The organism is Kitasatospora sp. NBC_01560 (genome assembly GCF_045208415.1).
Taxonomy (GTDB): domain Bacteria; phylum Actinomycetota; class Actinomycetes; order Streptomycetales; family Streptomycetaceae; genus Kitasatospora.
The window spans coordinates 6,242,151-6,259,424 of sequence record NZ_CP109364.1 but is presented as its reverse complement, the minus strand read 5'-3'; the positions used below and the strand labels follow the sequence as shown (position 1 = coordinate 6,259,424).

At 68.9% G+C, this 17,274-nt stretch carries 10 protein-coding genes and 3 rRNA genes; 3 read left to right on the top strand and 10 right to left on the bottom strand.

The window, feature by feature from the left end; translation table 11 throughout:
* Nucleotides 1-98 precede the first annotated feature (98 nt).
* The 10 genes from OH807_RS27295 to OH807_RS27250 all read right to left on the bottom strand — a co-directional run bounded on the left by OH807_RS27295 (nt 99) and on the right by OH807_RS27250 (nt 14,127).
* Nucleotides 99-1,901 carry a hypothetical protein gene (locus tag OH807_RS27295; protein WP_406203634.1) on the bottom strand — a complete coding sequence of 601 codons (1,803 nt, stop codon included), beginning with the start codon at nt 1,899-1,901 and terminating at the stop codon, nt 99-101.
* 194 nt (nt 1,902-2,095) lie between these two features.
* Nucleotides 2,096-2,422 carry a cupin domain-containing protein gene (locus OH807_RS27290; protein WP_406203631.1) on the bottom strand — a complete coding sequence of 109 codons (327 nt, stop codon included), beginning with the start codon at nt 2,420-2,422 and terminating at the stop codon, nt 2,096-2,098.
* Between the two features lie 172 nt (nt 2,423-2,594).
* Nucleotides 2,595-3,251: a YigZ family protein gene (locus OH807_RS27285; protein WP_406203628.1), complete on the bottom strand. Its 657-nt coding sequence runs from the start codon at nt 3,249-3,251 to the stop codon at nt 2,595-2,597.
* Between the two features lie 166 nt (nt 3,252-3,417).
* A complete protein-coding gene (locus OH807_RS27280) occupies nt 3,418-4,707 on the bottom strand; it encodes a DUF6986 family protein (RefSeq protein WP_406203625.1) in 1,290 nt (429 codons plus the stop codon).
* A gap of 228 nt (nt 4,708-4,935) precedes the next feature.
* Nucleotides 4,936-6,504, bottom strand: coding sequence for a DUF2637 domain-containing protein (locus OH807_RS27275; RefSeq protein WP_406203622.1), 1,569 nt, complete (start codon nt 6,502-6,504; stop codon nt 4,936-4,938).
* A 212-nt stretch (nt 6,505-6,716) separates the two neighbouring features.
* A complete protein-coding gene (locus OH807_RS27270; protein WP_406203619.1) occupies nt 6,717-7,382 on the bottom strand; it encodes a LuxR C-terminal-related transcriptional regulator in 666 nt (221 codons plus the stop codon).
* Nucleotides 7,334-8,749, bottom strand: coding sequence for a sensor histidine kinase (locus OH807_RS27265; protein WP_406203616.1), 1,416 nt, complete (start codon nt 8,747-8,749; stop codon nt 7,334-7,336). The genes OH807_RS27270 and OH807_RS27265 overlap by 49 nt, the downstream gene beginning before the upstream one ends.
* A gap of 251 nt (nt 8,750-9,000) precedes the next feature.
* Nucleotides 9,001-9,117 (bottom strand): 5S ribosomal RNA (gene rrf / locus OH807_RS27260).
* Between the two features lie 85 nt (nt 9,118-9,202).
* Nucleotides 9,203-12,325: ribosomal RNA gene (locus OH807_RS27255) — 23S ribosomal RNA — on the bottom strand.
* Between the two features lie 278 nt (nt 12,326-12,603).
* Nucleotides 12,604-14,127 (bottom strand): 16S ribosomal RNA (locus OH807_RS27250).
* The 16S, 23S and 5S rRNA genes sit together here, the layout of an rRNA operon.
* 773 nt (nt 14,128-14,900) lie before the next feature.
* Between OH807_RS27250 and OH807_RS27245 the strand changes: the two genes are divergently transcribed.
* From OH807_RS27245 to OH807_RS27235, 3 genes are read left to right on the top strand one after another with little or no spacing between them, the layout of a single operon-like run.
* The gene (locus OH807_RS27245) at nt 14,901-15,707 is read left to right on the top strand and encodes a hypothetical protein (protein WP_406203613.1); all 807 of its coding nucleotides are present in this window, start codon (nt 14,901-14,903) and stop codon (nt 15,705-15,707) included.
* Nucleotides 15,704-16,468, top strand: a complete 765-nt coding sequence (locus tag OH807_RS27240) for a DUF4166 domain-containing protein (protein WP_406203610.1) — start codon at nt 15,704-15,706, stop codon at nt 16,466-16,468. Before OH807_RS27245 ends, OH807_RS27240 begins: the two co-directional genes overlap by 4 nt.
* A gap of 52 nt (nt 16,469-16,520) precedes the next feature.
* Entirely contained in the window at nt 16,521-17,189 is a 669-nt protein-coding gene (locus OH807_RS27235; RefSeq protein WP_406203607.1) for a TetR/AcrR family transcriptional regulator, read from the top strand.
* Nucleotides 17,190-17,274: the final 85 nt, after the last annotated feature.

The following is a 17,274-nucleotide window of genomic DNA, read 5'->3' as shown; positions in this document are numbered from 1 at the left end:
CATGCTCGTCCGGCACCTGCCCGGGCCGGCCGGCGACCCCGCGGCCCACCCCTGCCGGCCATTGTCCACCGAACGGGCGCACCGGTCAGCCAAGCCTCTCAGTTGGTCCGGGTGTTGGTCAGGTGCAGGCCGATGTAGCCGACATAGATCCGGCCACTGCCGGAACAGTCGTCCAGGTAGTGCAGCCTGGGTGCCGTCCGGCCGCCGCCGATCCGCAGGTGCGCGCCCATGAACGCACGCCTGGAGGCGTCGACGCACTCCGGCACCGGCAGCATCCGCTCGCGTTTCCACTTGGTGTGACTGAAGACCGTCCGGGACTCCCCGCGCACCGCCTTGCGGGGCGGGAACCGGTGGCAGCCCGCCGGGGTCCGCTCGCACCACTGCTTGAAGTCGCCGCCGGCCGCGCCGCGCACGGCGGCCTCGGCGTACTCCTGAAGGGCGGTCAGACCGTCCCAGGTGAGCCGGGCCCAGCCGGCGCCGGCGCAGTGCAGCTCGTCCAGGGCGAGCGCGGCCTTCTGGTCGCCCGTGAAGGTGAGCAGCGGGAACTCGCCGAGCCTGGCCATCAGTTCGACGAAGCTGCCCGGAGTACCGGGGGTCTCCGGGGTACCGGGGCCGGACGGGCCGGCGGGGCCCTGCGTGCTCCCCGGCCGACGCCCGGGGCGGACGGGTACGGCGGCACCGCCGGGGACGGCGCAGAGCCGGCCGGCCAGCGCCCGCATCTGGGCCGCGCCGTGCCGGCGCTCCCGGCGCAGGCTGTGCCGGGCCCGCTCCAACTCGTCGGCCCTGGCCTGCTGGTCGGCCCGGTCCTGCTGTTCCTCGTGGGCCAGGGCCGCCAGCTCGTCCCGGGCCGCGGCGTCGTTCGGGCCGTGGCCCGGGCGCGGCGCCTGCGGGGGCACCCGCAGGACGGGGACGGCGGCCAGCGCCGGCGGCAACGGCTGCTCGGCGGCGAGCCGGCGCGGCTCCCGGGCGATCAGCCCGGCGGCCCGGCGGAGGTCCTCCTCCAGCCGGCGGCGGGCCAGCACCGGGTGCCGGGCGCCGTCGTGCCGGGAGGCCGGGTCGACCTCGGGCAGGTAGGTGCGCACCGCCCCGCCGTACACGGCGTGGTACTCCAGCGCGACGTTGAACTCCGTACGGGCGCCCGGATCCAGCACGTAGGCGGTGGCCAGGCCGGGCAGCTGTGCGCAGAGCGGCCGGACCACCTCGGCGACCCACTCGTCGAGCGTGCGGTCGGCCGGGACGCTGGCCACCACGGTGGGCAGCCGGCGCTCCGGATCGCAGAGCTCGTCGATGAGGGCCCCGACCTCGGCGGCGGCCAGCACCCGGGGGGCGAGCTGGACGGCGGCCGGGCCGTCGGCGGCGTCGAGCAGCGGCAACAGCGTCCGGGCGAGCTCGGGCACCGGTACCCGGCAGGGCGTCCGTACGCCGGTGCCGGTGGTGTGCGTCTCGGCCTCCAGCCGGACCCAGGTGGGCCCTTCGGGCCCGGTCGCCACGGTCAGCGTCAGCTGGTGGGTGCCGTGCGGGGCCGGCGTGCGCAGCCGGCGGCGGTCGTAGCGGCCGCTGCCGGGGCCCCGGAGCGCACCGCCGTCGCGGTCGAGCAGGACGCGGTCGCCCAGCCGGAGGCGCTCGGCGGGGGGTGCGGACGCGGCGTCCGGGGACGCCCCGGGGGCGTGGGCACCCGGGTCGTGCTGGTCGGCGGGTTCGAGGACGGCCCGCTCGCGGACCACCGGCGGGGGCTCCTCGCAGCCCTCCTGTTTCAGCCAGGCGCCGAGGCGCTGGTCGGCCAGGGCGAGGGCGTCGGCGTGCGGGAGCGCGGTGGTGACGGTCATCCGGTAGGGCGTCGCGGGGCCTCTCGGGCCGGGCAGACCGGCATGGGCGGGCGACGGGGAAGTGTCCGAGGTCATGCGCATACCTCCGTGGTGCGGGGGTGGGGTCTCTCGTCCTCCATCGATGGGGGGTTCGTCCGGATCGGCCGGATCCTTGCCCAGGAAACGCCACAACCCGGAGCGGAAGTTCCAACTCCGGGCCACGTCAATACGTTCGAGTGAATCTGCTCAAGCCACCCACCGGCGTGGGCCGTGTTCTGCTGCGGCGGTGCTCAGCCGTCGGCGGGCCCGGGCCCCGGGCCGGCCCGGCTGCGGCTCCACTCCGGCACCGCCACCGGCACGGCGAGCGGGCAGCCCTCGGGGACGTCGTAGCTCGCGATCAGCACGACCGGCACGCTCCCGTGGTTGTGACCGACGTGGACGTGCACCGGCCCGGCCTCCTCCACCAGCGAGTCCCCGGCGCGGCTGACCTCGACCCGGCCGTCGTGCAGGGTCCGGGTCAGCGTGCCGGAGAGCACCACCACGTCGACCCGGCCCGGGTGGTAGTGCCAGCCGGTACCGGCCCCGGGGGGCAGCGTGATGGTCTGGACGACGGGCATCTCCGGAGCGGCTTCCTGGTCGGCGGTGCGCCCAGGCTAGGCAGGCCGGGCGGGCACCGAAACGGGCCGGTACCGAACTGTCCGAAAGTCTGTCCGAAAGGAGTGCCGCCGGCCCCCATGGCCGGGCCCCACCGGCCCCCGGAGACCCCCGGGATCCGCAGGTCGCGACGGGTCAGACCGGCACCTCGACGTAGGTCCGCCCCGCCGCCACCGCAACCGCGGTACCGCCGGTCGCCTCGGCCAGCCAGGTGTGGAACTCCGCCACGTCCGGCTCCGGCACCCCGACCTCGATCCGCACCCCGGTGGCCCCGTACGCCAGGTCGCTCACCGCGTACCCGGCGGCCCGGAGGTCGTTCTCGACCCGGCCGGCCCGGGTGTGGCCGGCCGTCACCGCGAGCAGCGCCACCGGTCGCCGCTCCAGCAGTCCGACGTCGTCCACCGCCGCCGACACCGCGTTCCCGTAGGCCCGCACCAGGCCGCCGGCACCGAGCTTGATCCCGCCGAAGTACCTGGTCACCACGGCGACCGTGTCGGTCAGCCCGCGGCGGCGCAGCACCTCCAGCATCGGCACCCCGGCGGTGCCGCCGGGCTCCCCGTCGTCACTGGAGCGCTCGCGCCGCTGCTCGTCGCCGACCACGAAGGCGGTGCAGTTGTGCCGGGCGTCCCAGTACTGCTTCCGGATGCCGGCGATGAACGCCTGCGCCTCGTCCTCATCGGTGACCCGGGCGAGGTGGCAGATGAAACGGGACTTCTTGATCTCCGTCTCGTGGCTGCCCGCGCGCCGGATCGTGAGGTACTGCCTGGGGGTCGGCTCCGGCGTGGCGGGCATGGTGCGGCGGTTCTCCCGGAGGGCGAGGACGGCGGAGGCCGGCGGTGGGCGGCCCGCGGTGCTGCGGACCGGCTCACCGCCAGCCTAGTTGCCCCGCCGTCCGGACGGTCCGGGGTCGGGCCCCGGTGGCCGGGCCCCGGTGGCCGCGCCGGTCGGCGCCCCCGCGTCAGCGCCCGGCCAGCGCGTCCAGCTGTGCGCGGTCCAGCCCGGTCAGGGCGGTGACCTCGGCGAGGTCGACGGCGCCGCAGTCGAGCCCGCGCAGCACGTAGCCGCTGAGCGCCCGGGCGGTCGCCGGCTCGTCCATCACGTCGCCGCCCGCCTTGGCGACGTAGGCGGCCAGCCGGGCGGCGGCGGCCGCCAGCCCCTCGCGGTAGAAGGTGTAGACGGCGGCGTAGCGGGTCGGCAGGTGCGCCGGGTGCATGTCCCAGCCCTGGTAGTAGGCGCGGGCGAGCGAGCGGCGGACCAGGTCGTGGTGGAGCTTCCAGGCGGCGTGCACCTGCTCGGTGGGGCCGGTGGGGATGACGTTGGTCGAGCCGTCGGAGAGCCGGACGCCGGTGCCGGCGGCGGCCACCTGCATCACCGCCTTCGCGTGATCGGCGACCGGGTGGTCCATGCTCTGGTAGGCGGCGCTGACCCCGCAGGAGGCGCTGTAGTCGAAGGTCCCGTAGTGCAGGCCGGTGGCCCGCCCCTCGGCCGCCTCGATCATCCGGGACACGGTGGCCCGGCCGTCCGGCCCGAGGATGGCCTGGGTGGTCTCGATCTGGATCTCGAAGCCGATCCGGCCGGCCGGCAGCCCGGCCGAACGCTCGAAGTCCTCCAGCAGCCGCACCAGCGCGGTGACCTGCTCCGCGTACGTCACCTTGGGCAGCGTCAGCGCCAGGCCCTCCGGCAGGCTGCCGCCGGCCAGCAGGGTGGCGAGGAACAGCTCCAGGGTGCGGATGCCGCGGTCGCGGACGGCCGCCTCCATGCACTTGATCCGGATCCCGATGTAGGGCGGGGCGCTGCCGTCGGCCACCGCGGCGGTGACCAGTTCGGCGGCCCGGACGGCGGCCGCGTCCTCCTCGGCGTCGGGCCGGGGGCCGTAGCCGTCCTCGAAGTCGATTCGCAGGTCCTCGACCGGCTCCCGCTCCAGCTTGGCGCGGACCCGGGCGTGCACGTCGGCGAGCAGCGCGTCGTCGGCCACGCCGAGGGCGCGGGCCAGCTCGGCCGGGGTGCCGGCGTGGGTGTCGAAGGCCTCCAGCGCCTGGCGGCCCCAGTCGCGGACGGTGTCGGCCCCGAAGGCGTCGGCGGGGACGTAGACGGTGTGCACCGGCTGGCGGGTGCCGGAGTCGCCCGGGTAGCGGCGGGCCAGGTCGGCGTCGACCGGGGCGAGCAGCGCGTCCACGGCGGCACGGGCCCGGTCGGAGAACGCGGCTCCGTCCGTCGCCCCGGTACCGTCCAGCTCGACCTGCGACATCCGCACTCCTCCGCACCTCGCCGGTCCGTGGCGAACCAGCGCTTCAACAGTTTGTTGAGCCGAAGGTAGCCCCGCGGTGGTCGGGCGTCAATGGCCGACCGAGCGCTGGACGGACAGGTCGAGCGCCGGTGGCGCGGCACCGGGTGCCGGCAGGTCGGAGCCGGTGGCGCGGTTCAGGGGCGGCGTCCCGCTGGCTGCCTGGACGGCCGGCCGGCCGCAGCGCGGCGGTCAGTCCCGCCCGGCGGCGGCGTAGCGGTCACGCAGCTCGGGGAAGAGCTCCGCGACGTCCTTCGGGTGCACCGAGCCGTCCGGCCGGCTGCCGTGAACGCCGTACTCCTTGGTCAGCCAGTCGGCGAGGCGCGGCGCGTCGGGCTGGTGGTCGAAGGTGTCGATGTAGCTGACCAGTGCCTCGTAGCAGAGCTCCGGGTCGATCCGGGACGGCCCCGGGCGCGGCGCCGGCTCCTCCTGGTAGCCGGACTCCACGGGCGGGACGACGGCCTGCGGGGCGGCGGCGTACCCGTCGGCCGCCGGCTCGGCCGACGGCCCCGCCTGGGCGGCGGGCTGGGGCACGGGCCGGGGAGCGGACTGCGGATCCGCCTGCGGAGCGGGCCGGGGGGGTGCTTCGGGACCGGACTGCGGACCGGTCGGCCGCGGCGGCTTGAACCACGGCGAGGCCTGGCCCGGCACCCGGCCGCCGGGCGGACCGTCGTCCTGCGGTCCGGCGGTCCGGACCGGCCGCTCGGTCCAGACGTTCAGCTCCTCGTGGGGCTGCGGCGGGGCCTCCACCTCGGCCACCGGCTCCTGCGCCGCCCGCAGCCGTACGGCGGCCAGCTTGGCGAGCATCGGCGCCGCCACCTCCGCGGGCACCGGGGTCACGGCGGGCGGAGCCACCTCGGGCTGCGGCTGCTGCTGCGTCTGCTGCACCTGCGGGGCCGCCGGAGCAGGCTGCGCCCGGGTCTCCACCTGGGCCTGGGCCTGGGCCTGGGCCTGGGCCCGAACCTGCTGGGCCTCCCCCGCGCCGGCGGCCGGCGGAATCGCGGCGGCCGCGGCGGGCCGCTCCTGCAGCTCCCCGCCGTCGCGCGCCGCACGCACCTCGCGCACGTCACGCACGTCGCGGGCGTCCTCGTCCAGCCGGTCCAGCAGCGCCGGATCGAGCGGCACACCGTACTTGGCCAGCTTGAGCGGCAGCAGCGCCTGGATCGGCGCCGAACGCCGCCAGCCGCGCCCGTACCTGAAGCGCAGCTGGGCCCGGTAGACCAGGCGGTTCTGCTCCAGCCGGACCACCTCGTCGTAGGAGCGCAGCTCCCAGAGCTTCATCCGGCGCCAGAGCCGGAAGGTCGGCACCGGGGAGAGCAGCCAGCGCATCAGCCGGACGGACTCCATGTGCCGGTCGGCGGTGATCGCGGCGATCCGGCCGACGGCGTGCCGGGAGGCCTCGACGACGACCACGAAGAGCACCGGGATGACGGCGTGCATGCCCATCCCGAGCGGGTCGCCCCAGGAGGCGGCCGCGTTGAACGCGATGGTGGCGACGGTCAGCAGCCAGGCGGTCTGCCGCAGCAGCGGGAAGGGTATCCGCAGCCAGGTCAGGACGAGGTCCAGCGCGAGCAGCACGACGATGCCGGCGTCCACGCCGATCGGGAAGGCGTAGGCGAAGCTGCCGAACCCCTTCTCCGCCGCCAGCTCCCGCACCGCGTTGTACGAACCGGCGAAGCCGATGCCCGAGATCAGGCAGGCTCCGGCCGCGACCAGCCCGAGCAGGCTGCGGTGGGCCTTGGTGAGCGATGGGCGTGCCATATCGTCTATCAACCCCTGGATGTCGGCTGCGGCCGTGCGCTGCCGCGGCTGCCGGTTCCCGCTTGTCGGGGCGCCGGACGGCTGCGCGACCTCCGGGCTCGGCCCACCGGAGTTTACTCGTACGCCTGTTTCAGCGTCTCCGCAGCCCAGGGTGTCACCACCGGTGCCGGCCGCACACCCGCGGCCGGTCGGCGCACCGGTCGGCCGGTCCGTCAGGAGCGCCGCTCCGGCTGGCCGTTGAGGTGGGCGAGCACCGCCATGACCCGACGGTTGGCGTCGTCGGCGGGGGCCAGTTCCAGCTTGGTGAAGATGTTGGCGATGTGCTTGGCCACGGCGCCGTCGCTCACCACCAGGCGGGCCGCGATCGCCGAGTTCGAACAGCCCTCCGCCATCAGCTCCAGCACCTCCCGCTCACGCGGCGACAGCCGCTGCACCGGTCCCGGCCGGCGCACGGTGCTCTGCATCAGCTTGGCGATGACGTCCGGGTCCATCGCCGTCCCGCCGGCCGCCACCCGGCGCACCGCGTCGATGAACTGGTCGGCGTTGAACACCCGGTCCTTCAGCAGGTACCCGATCCCCCCGGTCCCGTCCGCCAGCAGCTCCCGCGCGTACAGCTGCTGCACGTGCTGGGAGAGCACCAGGACCGGCAGGCCCGGGATCTCGCGGCGTGCCTGGAGCGCGGCCTGGAGCCCCTCGTCGGTGAGCGTCGGCGGCAGCCGGACATCCACCACCGCGACGTCCGGACGGTGCGTCAGCAGCGCGTCCAGCAGGTCCGGACCGGTCTCGACCGCGGCCGCGATGGTGAAGCCGTGTGCTTCCAGCAGACGGATCAGGCCTTCGCGAAGGAGGTAGAGGTCCTCGGCGAGGACAACTCGCACGGCAGCTCCAGGGTGATGGTGGTCGGACCGCCCGACGTGCTGTCGATGGCGAGGACACCGTCGAAGGTACCCAATCGCCGCTCGATGCCGCGCAGGCCGGTCCCCCGCGTGGGGTCGGCCACGCCGACGCCGTCGTCCGTCACCGTGATCCGCAGCATGCCGGCCCGGTACAGGATGTCCACCCAGACCTGCTCGGCGCCCGAGTGCTTGGCCGCGTTCGCCAGCAGCTCGCAGATGCTGAAGTAGGCTGCCGCCTCCAGCGTCGCCGCCGGACGGTCCGGTAGGCTCACGCACACCTCGGTCGGCAGTGCGCTGTCCAGCGCCAGCGCCCGGACGGCGTCCCCGAGCCCGCGCTCGGCCAGCACCGGCGGGTGGATCCCGCGGACGAGGTCGCGCAGCTCCTGGAGCGCCCGGGCCGAGGACTGCCGGGCCTCGGAGAGGAGCTCCCGGGCGGCCACCGGATCGGTGTCCATCAGGTGCTCGATCGTGCCCAGGGTCATCCCGATCGCGACCAGCCGCGCCTGCGCGCCGTCGTGCAGGTCCCGCTCGATCCGCCGCAGCTCCGCCGCCTGGCTGCCGACCGCGTCCGCCCGGGTCTCGGTCAGCTCCGCCACCCGCCTGGTCAGCTGGGCGTGCGAGGCCCGGCCGTCGTGGTTCAGCACCCGGCGCGCCACCTCGGCGTAGGCACGCACCGCGAACGGCGCCAGCACCACCCCGAAAGCGACCAGGGCCAGCCCCAGCCCGACCGGGACCAGCGGGGAGACCGGGCTCTCGGCGAAGGCGTCGTCCGGTCCGTACGACGAGCGGAAGAACACCGACCCCGCGTAGATCCCCCCGCCCAGCAGGAGGCCGACCACCGGAAATGCCAGCACCGCCACCGTCAGCGGATTGACCACCAGCCAAAGGATCTCCGCTCGCGTCGCGCGGTCCCGAAGCGCCCAGTGCAGCAGGTTCGCGATCCTCGCGACGGCATGGGACCGGTGGTACGAGTACCCCGTCCACCAGTGGCCGCGCTCGTCCACCTCCAGCGCCGGCCGGGGGGCGTACTCCACCGGCAGCCGGATCCCGTACCAGTCGGCGATCCGCGCGCGCGTCCGGCGGGCAACCGGCCGGACGAACAGACCGCCCACCGCCGTGCCCGCGAGGGCGGCCGTCATGACGGCCAGCAGCTCGCCCGGGTAGTAGTGATCCAGCAGCGTTGCGACCGCGGCTCCGGCGAACAACGCCGCGAACAGCGGCGCCGCCACCGCCGGGACAACACCCAGCATCAGCAACAACAGCCGGCCCAATCCACGCCCGCCGGCCGCGAGGGCCGCCTCGGCCTGGGCACGCACGGTCGTGCTGCTCGTTCGGGTCACTGCTGTCACGGGTGCTCCTGGGGCCGGTCCCTGTCGTCCTGATTCAGTGTTCCTGAACCGCCGTACAGGAACACTGGCTGTCGCACCCCGGTTCCGGGGTGGACCTAGCACCACCCTTCTCCGCCTACACCGAGGTTTCGCCGTGCTCCGGAGACCGGCGGCCGGGCACCGTACGCCGGGAAATCGTCGCGTACCGGAAAAGGGGTGCAAACGCAGAAAGACCCCCTCCGGAATCCGGAGGGGGTCTTTCTGGAATGATTGTTCGGCGGCGTCCTACTCTCCCACAGGGTCCCCCCTGCAGTACCATCGGCGCTGTGAGGCTTAGCTTCCGGGTTCGGAATGTAACCGGGCGTTTCCCTCACGCTATGACCACCGAAACACTATGAAACTGTCAACCGCACCCATACCGTGACCTGGCATGGGGGTCGTTGTTTCAGAACAACACAGTGGACGCGAGCAACTGAGGACAAGCCCTCGGCCTATTAGTACCGGTCAACTCCACCCCTTACAGGGCTTCCATATCCGGCCTATCAACCCAGTCGTCTACTGGGAGCCTTACCCTCTCAAGGAGGTGGGAGTGCTCATCTCGAAGCAGGCTTCCCGCTTAGATGCTTTCAGCGGTTATCCCTCCCGAACGTAGCCAACCAGCCATGCCCTTGGCAGGACAACTGGCACACCAGAGGTTCGTCCGTCCCGGTCCTCTCGTACTAGGGACAGCCCTTCTCAACACTCCTACGCGCACAGCGGATAGGGACCGAACTGTCTCACGACGTTCTAAACCCAGCTCGCGTACCGCTTTAATGGGCGAACAGCCCAACCCTTGGGACCTACTCCAGCCCCAGGATGCGACGAGCCGACATCGAGGTGCCAAACCATCCCGTCGATATGGACTCTTGGGGAAGATCAGCCTGTTATCCCCGGGGTACCTTTTATCCGTTGAGCGACGGCGCTTCCACAAGCCACCGCCGGATCACTAGTCCCGACTTTCGTCCCTGCTCGACCCGTCAGTCTCACAGTCAAGCTCCCTTGTGCACTTACACTCAACACCTGATTGCCAACCAGGCTGAGGGAACCTTTGGGCGCCTCCGTTACTCTTTAGGAGGCAACCGCCCCAGTTAAACTACCCACCAGACACTGTCCCTGATCCGGATCACGGACCCAGGTTAGACATCCAGCACGACCAGAGTGGTATTTCAACGACGACTCCACAACAACTGGCGTTGCTGCTTCAAAGTCTCCCACCTATCCTACACAAGCCGAACCGAACACCAATATCAAGCTATAGTAAAGGTCCCGGGGTCTTTCCGTCCTGCTGCGCGAAACGAGCATCTTTACTCGTAATGCAATTTCACCGGGCCTATGGTTGAGACAGTCGAGAAGTCGTTACGCCATTCGTGCAGGTCGGAACTTACCCGACAAGGAATTTCGCTACCTTAGGATGGTTATAGTTACCACCGCCGTTTACTGGCGCTTAAGTTCTCAGCTTCGCCCCGACGAATCAGAGCTAACCGGTCCCCTTAACGTTCCAGCACCGGGCAGGCGTCAGTCCGTATACATCGCCTTACGGCTTCGCACGGACCTGTGTTTTTAGTAAACAGTCGCTTCTCGCTGGTCTCTGCGGCCACCCCCAGCTCGGAGTGCAAGACTCGTCACCAGGAATGGCCCCCCTTCTCCCGAAGTTACGGGGGCATTTTGCCGAGTTCCTTAACCATAGTTCACCCGAACGCCTCGGTATTCTCTACCTGACCACCTGAGTCGGTTTGGGGTACGGGCCGCCATGAAACTCGCTAGAGGCTTTTCTCGACAGCATAGGATCATCCACTTCACCACAATCGGCTCGGCATCAGGTCTCAGCCTCAATGAGTGACGGATTTGCCTATCACTCGGCCTACACCCTTACCCCGGGACAACCACCGCCCGGGCTGGACTACCTTCCTGCGTCACCCCATCGCTCACCTAATACAGACTTGGTCCGGCGGCTCCACCACGTCCCTTTGTCCGAAGACTCCGGGCCGGCTTCACGGCCTTAGCATCACCTGGTTCAGCGTTGGCGCTTCAAAGCGGGTACGGGAATATCAACCCGTTGTCCATCGACTACGCCTGTCGGCCTCGCCTTAGGTCCCGACTTACCCTGGGCAGATCAGCTTGACCCAGGAACCCTTGGTCAATCGGCGCAAGAGTTTCTCACTCTTGTATCGCTACTCATGCCTGCATTCTCACTCGTGTACCGTCCACGACTGGTTTCCACCGCCGCTTCACCCGGCACACGACGCTCCCCTACCCATCACAGCAGGCGTTGGCCCTATATGCTGCAATGACACGACTTCGGTGATGTGCTTGAGCCCCGCTACATTGTCGGCGCGGAATCACTTGACCAGTGAGCTATTACGCACTCTTTCAAGGGTGGCTGCTTCTAAGCCAACCTCCTGGTTGTCTCTGCGACTCCACATCCTTTCCCACTTAGCACACGCTTAGGGACCTTAGTCGGTGTTCTGGGCTGTTTCCCTCTCGACCATGGAGCTTATCCCCCACAGTCTCACTGCCACGCTCTCACTTACCGGCATTCGGAGTTTGGCTAAGGTCAGTAACCCGGTGAGGCCCATCGCCTATCCAGTGCTCTACCTCCGGCAAGAAACACGTGACGCTGCACCTAAATGCATTTCGGGGAGAACCAGCTATCACGGAGTTTGATTGGCCTTTCACCCCTAACCACAGGTCATCCCCCAGGTTTTCAACCCTGGTGGGTTCGGTCCTCCACGAAGTCTTACCTCCGCTTCAACCTGCCCATGGCTAGATCACTCCGCTTCGGGTCTTGGGCATGCAACTGTATCGCCCTATTCGGACTCGCTTTCGCTACGGCTACCCCACACGGGTTAACCTCGCTACACACCGCAAACTCGCAGGCTCATTCTTCAAAAGGCACGCAGTCACGAGACACACAGCAAGCTGCATGTCCGACGCTCCCACGGCTTGTAGGCACACGGTTTCAGGTACTATTTCACTCCGCTCCCGCGGTACTTTTCACCATTCCCTCACGGTACTATCCGCTATCGGTCACCAGGGAATATTTAGGCTTAGCGGGTGGTCCCGCCAGATTCACACGGGATTTCTCGGGCCCCGTGCTACTTGGGAGTTTCTCAAACGAGCCGTACAGATTTCGTCTACGGGGGTCTTACCCTCTACGCCGGACCTTTCGCATGTCCTTCGACTACCCATACGGTTTCTGACTCGTCGACCGGCCGGCAGACCGATCAAGAAAAATCCCACGACCCCACCAGCGCAACCCCTGCCGGGTCTCACACGCTGATGGTTTAGCCTCATCCGGTTTCGCTCGCCACTACTCCCGGAATCACGGTTGTTTTCTCTTCCTGCGGGTACTGAGATGTTTCACTTCCCCGCGTTCCCTCCACATACCCTATGTGTTCAGGTATGGGTGACAGCCCATGACGACTGCCGGGTTTCCCCATTCGGAAACCCCCGGATCAAAGCCTGGTTGACGGCTCCCCGGGGACTATCGTGGCCTCCCACGTCCTTCATCGGTTCCTGGTGCCAAGGCATCCACCGTGCGCCCTTAAAAACTTGGCCACAGATGCTCGCGTCCACTGTGCAGTTCTCAAACAACGACCAGTCACCCACACTCAACGATCCGAAGACCGCCTCGCATGAGACCGGCATCTCTGAAGCAACGACCATACGGCCGTTCCCTCAGGACCCAACAACGTGCCCGACACAGTCAATCCCGGAAAGCGTTCCACGCCGAAGCAGTACTTGCTTTCCAGTCTCTTCCTGTGCCGAATAGTCAACGTTCCACCCATGAGCGACCGTGCAGAACATTCGCCTGCAAGCGGCCATGTGCTCCTTAGAAAGGAGGTGATCCAGCCGCACCTTCCGGTACGGCTACCTTGTTACGACTTCGTCCCAATCGCTGGTCCCACCTTCGACGGCTCCTCCCCTTACGGGTTAGGCCACCGGCTTCGGGTGTTACCGACTTTCGTGACGTGACGGGCGGTGTGTACAAGGCCCGGGAACGTATTCACCGCAGCATGCTGATCTGCGATTACTAGCAACTCCAACTTCATGGGGTCGAGTTGCAGACCCCAATCCGAACTGAGGCCGGCTTTTTGGGATTCGCTCCGCCTCGCGGCATCGCAGCCCTTTGTACCGACCATTGTAGCACGTGTGCAGCCCAAGACATAAGGGGCATGATGATTTGACGTCGTCCCCACCTTCCTCCGAGTTGACCCCGGCAGTCTCCTGTGAGTCCCCATCACCCCGAAAGGCATGCTGGCAACACAGAACAAGGGTTGCGCTCGTTGCGGGACTTAACCCAACATCTCACGACACGAGCTGACGACAACCATGCACCACCTGTATACCGACCACAAGGGGGCGACCATCTCTGGCCGTTTCCGGCATATGTCAAGCCTTGGTAAGGTTCTTCGCGTTGCGTCGAATTAAGCCACATGCTCCGCTGCTTGTGCGGGCCCCCGTCAATTCCTTTGAGTTTTAGCCTTGCGGCCGTACTCCCCAGGCGGGGAACTTAATGCGTTAGCTGCGGCACCGACGACGTGGAATGTCGCCAACACCTAGTTCCCAACGTTTACGGCGTGGACTACCAGGGTATCTAATCCTGTTCGCTCCCCACGCTTTCGCTCCTCAGCGTCAGTAATGGCCCAGAGATCCGCCTTCGCCACCGGTGTTCCTCCTGATATCTGCGCATTTCACCGCTACACCAGGAATTCCGATCTCCCCTACCACACTCTAGCCTGCCCGTATCGAATGCAGACCCGGGGTTAAGCCCCGGGCTTTCACATCCGACGCGACAGGCCGCCTACGAGCTCTTTACGCCCAATAATTCCGGACAACGCTCGCACCCTACGTATTACCGCGGCTGCTGGCACGTAGTTAGCCGGTGCTTCTTCTGCAGGTACCGTCACTTGCGCTTCTTCCCTGCTGAAAGAGGTTTACAACCCGAAGGCCGTCATCCCTCACGCGGCGTCGCTGCATCAGGCTTTCGCCCATTGTGCAATATTCCCCACTGCTGCCTCCCGTAGGAGTCTGGGCCGTGTCTCAGTCCCAGTGTGGCCGGTCGCCCTCTCAGGCCGGCTACCCGTCGTCGCCTTGGTAGGCCATTACCCCACCAACAAGCTGATAGGCCGCGGGCTCATCCTGCACCGCCGGAGCTTTACACCACAGTCCATGCGGACCGTGGTCATATCCGGTATTAGACCCCGTTTCCAGGGCTTGTCCCAGAGTGCAGGGCAGATTGCCCACGTGTTACTCACCCGTTCGCCACTGATCCACCCCGAAGGGCTTCACCGTTCGACTTGCATGTGTTAAGCACGCCGCCAGCGTTCGTCCTGAGCCAGGATCAAACTCTCCGTGAATGTCTTCTCGACAGTGCTTAATGAAAAGCCGTCGAGCTGCACTCGCGTCGAGCGGCACGGCAACCACCGGAATAGGGCGGCCCCGCGCACTGCGTCCTCGCTAGTGTTTTACTTCAAAAGGAATCTCCAACCCCGATCAAATGATCGAGGCCGGGGATGTCAACATATCTGGCGTTGACTTTTGGCACGCTGTTGAGTTCTCAAGGAACGGACACTTCCTTCAGGCGGCTTTCACACCGGCCCTCCGGGCGCTTCGTTCTTTCGTGTTTCCAGCTTATCAGATGTTTTCCGTGCCGTTTCCGGCGCTTCCTTCATCCAAATCGCTGCTGTCTTCTGCGGCTTGATGCCCCGTCCGACGTTTCAAACTCTAGCCGATCCCCGCCCCGAAAGGCGAATCCGACCGCAACCCATATAAACGCGCACGCCAAATAAGACCCGAGCCGCGACGCCGAAAAAGCAAAACGCGACCCAGTTCGAACCGGGAAGTGAGTGTTTCCAGAGATTGGCCGCCCCGGGACCGTCCGCGCCGATGCGTGTCCGGTGCTCCCTGCCGAGCGACCAGTCAACACTACGCCGATCTGCCGGGTGGTGCAAACGCCCACAGCACCGCCCCGGCCCACCGGCCGGCCGTGACCCGCCCTCGCCCTACGAGCCCTGTCGATCGGCTCGCCCGCGGCCTCCGGCCACTCTCTTGAGCAGTCGCTCAAAACTCTGCCATCATGGCGGCCATCGGAAGTTGAGCAGTCGCTCAAACTCTCGCTCAGGGGGCACCTATGCCTGCTACCAGGCGGTCGGCCGGGCCGATCTACGTCGAGGCGCGGATCCGCGCGCCGATGGACCTGATCTGGGACCTCACCCAGATACCGCACGAGCACCAGCGCTGGGACGCACGCTTCACCCGGATCACGTACGCGGCCGATGCGTCGGCGCAGAGCGGGGAGGTGGCGGCCACCCCCGTGGTGCGCTTTCGCTACCTGCTCGGACTGCCGTGCGGTCCGGCGCTCCGGGGTACCGGCGTGACCGCGGCCGAACGGCGCCGGCCCGACGGGTCACGCATCAGCGCGCTGCGGTTCCGCTCCGACCATGCGCTCTCGCCGCTTCAGGAAGGCAGTGGCTACTGGCGCTACACGCCGGCCGATTCGGCCTCGGACGGGACGGTCCTTTTCGTCACCGGCTACGACTACCGGTCCTGGCGGTGGCCAGGTGGTACCGCGCTGGACCGCTGTTTCGTGCGGCCTTTCGTCGGGTGGCTCACCGCCTGGTCGTTCGACCGCCTGCGGCTCTGGGCCGAGCGCGGGGTCGCACCCGAACGCGCTCTCCTTCATGCCGCGGCCGAGACCAGCGTGCGGCTCGCTGTTGCCGCAGCCGCCGCGTTCCTCACGGCCGGCCGGACCGGGGTGGCCGTGGGAGCACTCACCGGCGGGGCGGTTCTGCTGCTCCTCGCACTCGTACCGCCGTCACCGCTCACCCCTGCCGCCCGGCGCTGTGCCAGGAAGCCTGCCAGGGACACCGCCGGCAGGAAGGCCCTGGGGCGCAGGCCCCGCCCGCCGCGCCTGCTCACCACTCTGGAGAATCCGTGACCCTCGCCCAAGCATCCGCGAGCAGCACCGCACCCTCGATCGCCGCCGCCCCCGGTCGCACCACCGCATCTGCCCGCGCCGGACGGTCGATCTTCAGCGAGGCCCTGGGGGCCGACTTCGAGCGCCTCCACCCCGCGATGCAAGAACGCTTCGGCTTCTCCTCCGAGGACGGCATCGCCTGCATCGGCACCGGCCGGATGGAGCGCGTCCGGCAGGGCGCGCGGTGGCTCAGCCCGTTCCTCCGGGTCGGGAGTCGTCAGAACATCCTCTTCCCGGAGCAGGGCCGCGACGTCCCGTTCACCATCGCCAACTACGCCTACCGGGACGGCTTCGGCCGGGAGACGGTCACCTTCGTCCGGACGTTCCAGTTCACCCGCCCCCGCCGTTTCGACGCGACGATGGTGGCCGGCCCGCAGCGGCCCGGGACGATCGTCGACTTCCTCGGGACGCACCAGAACCTGGCCGTGGACCTCCATCTGCGGGTCACCGGGCGCGGTGGGCTGGTGATCGGCTCCGGTGAGCAGCGGGTGTCCGGCTGCCCCGGGTCGCCGCGCTGGCCGGCCGCACTGACGGGCCGCGCGGATCTGCACGAGTGGTTCGACGAGGACACCGGCCGGTTCCGGATCCAGGTCCGGGTGGTCAATCCGCTGGCCGGCCTGGTGACGGGCTACCAGGGGTGGTTCACCACGGAGTATCCGCGGGTCGGCCCGGAGGGAATTCCGAACCACGTCCGTCCCGTCCGGGAATCCGTCCGGATGTGAGCGTTCGGCACCGTCGCACTGGTGGCGGTGCCGGGCCGCTACGCTGCCAGGCATGAGCGACACACGTGAGCGGCTGATGGAGGCTGCCATCAGCGCGCTCAAGCGGCAAGGGATCGCGGGGGTGTCGGCCCGCACCATCGCCGGGGAGATCGGGGCCAACCAGGCGCTGGTGTTCTACCACTTCAAGACGGTGGAGGGGCTGCTCGCCGCAGCCGCGCTCCGCGAGACCGGGCTGCGGCTGGACCGGTACCGGCCGGCTTTCGAGGCCGCGGGCTCACTGCGCGAGCTGCTCAGTCTCGGGCAGCGCCTGCACGAGGAGGAACGGGCCGCGGGGAACGTCGCCTTGATCGGGCAGTTCCTGGCCGGTTCGACGGGCCAGCCCCAGTTGGCGGAGGCGACGGCCGCCGCGCTGCAGTTGTGGACGGACGAGCTCCGGCGGGTGCTGGAGCGGCTCTACGCGGGGCATCCGCTCGGCGAGTTCCTCGATCTGCCGAATCTGGCGCGGGCGGTGGCCGCGGGTTTCGTCGGGCTGGAGCTGTACGAAGGGGTGGACCCGCGGGGAGCGGCCGGGGCGTTCTCGGCGCTGGACCGATTGGGCGCACTGGTCGAGGTGGTGGACGGTCTCGGGCCGGTGGTGTCGCGGGCGGTCCGGGCCAAGCTCCGGCGCGAGGTGGGCCGCGAGGTGGGCCGCGAGGCCGACCTCGGCGGCGCGGCCCGGTAGCCGGCGCGCGAGCACGACAGCGCGACGGCACGAACGTCGAACGGCCGGACCCCGGGGAGAGGGGTCCGGCCGTTCGACGTTCCGG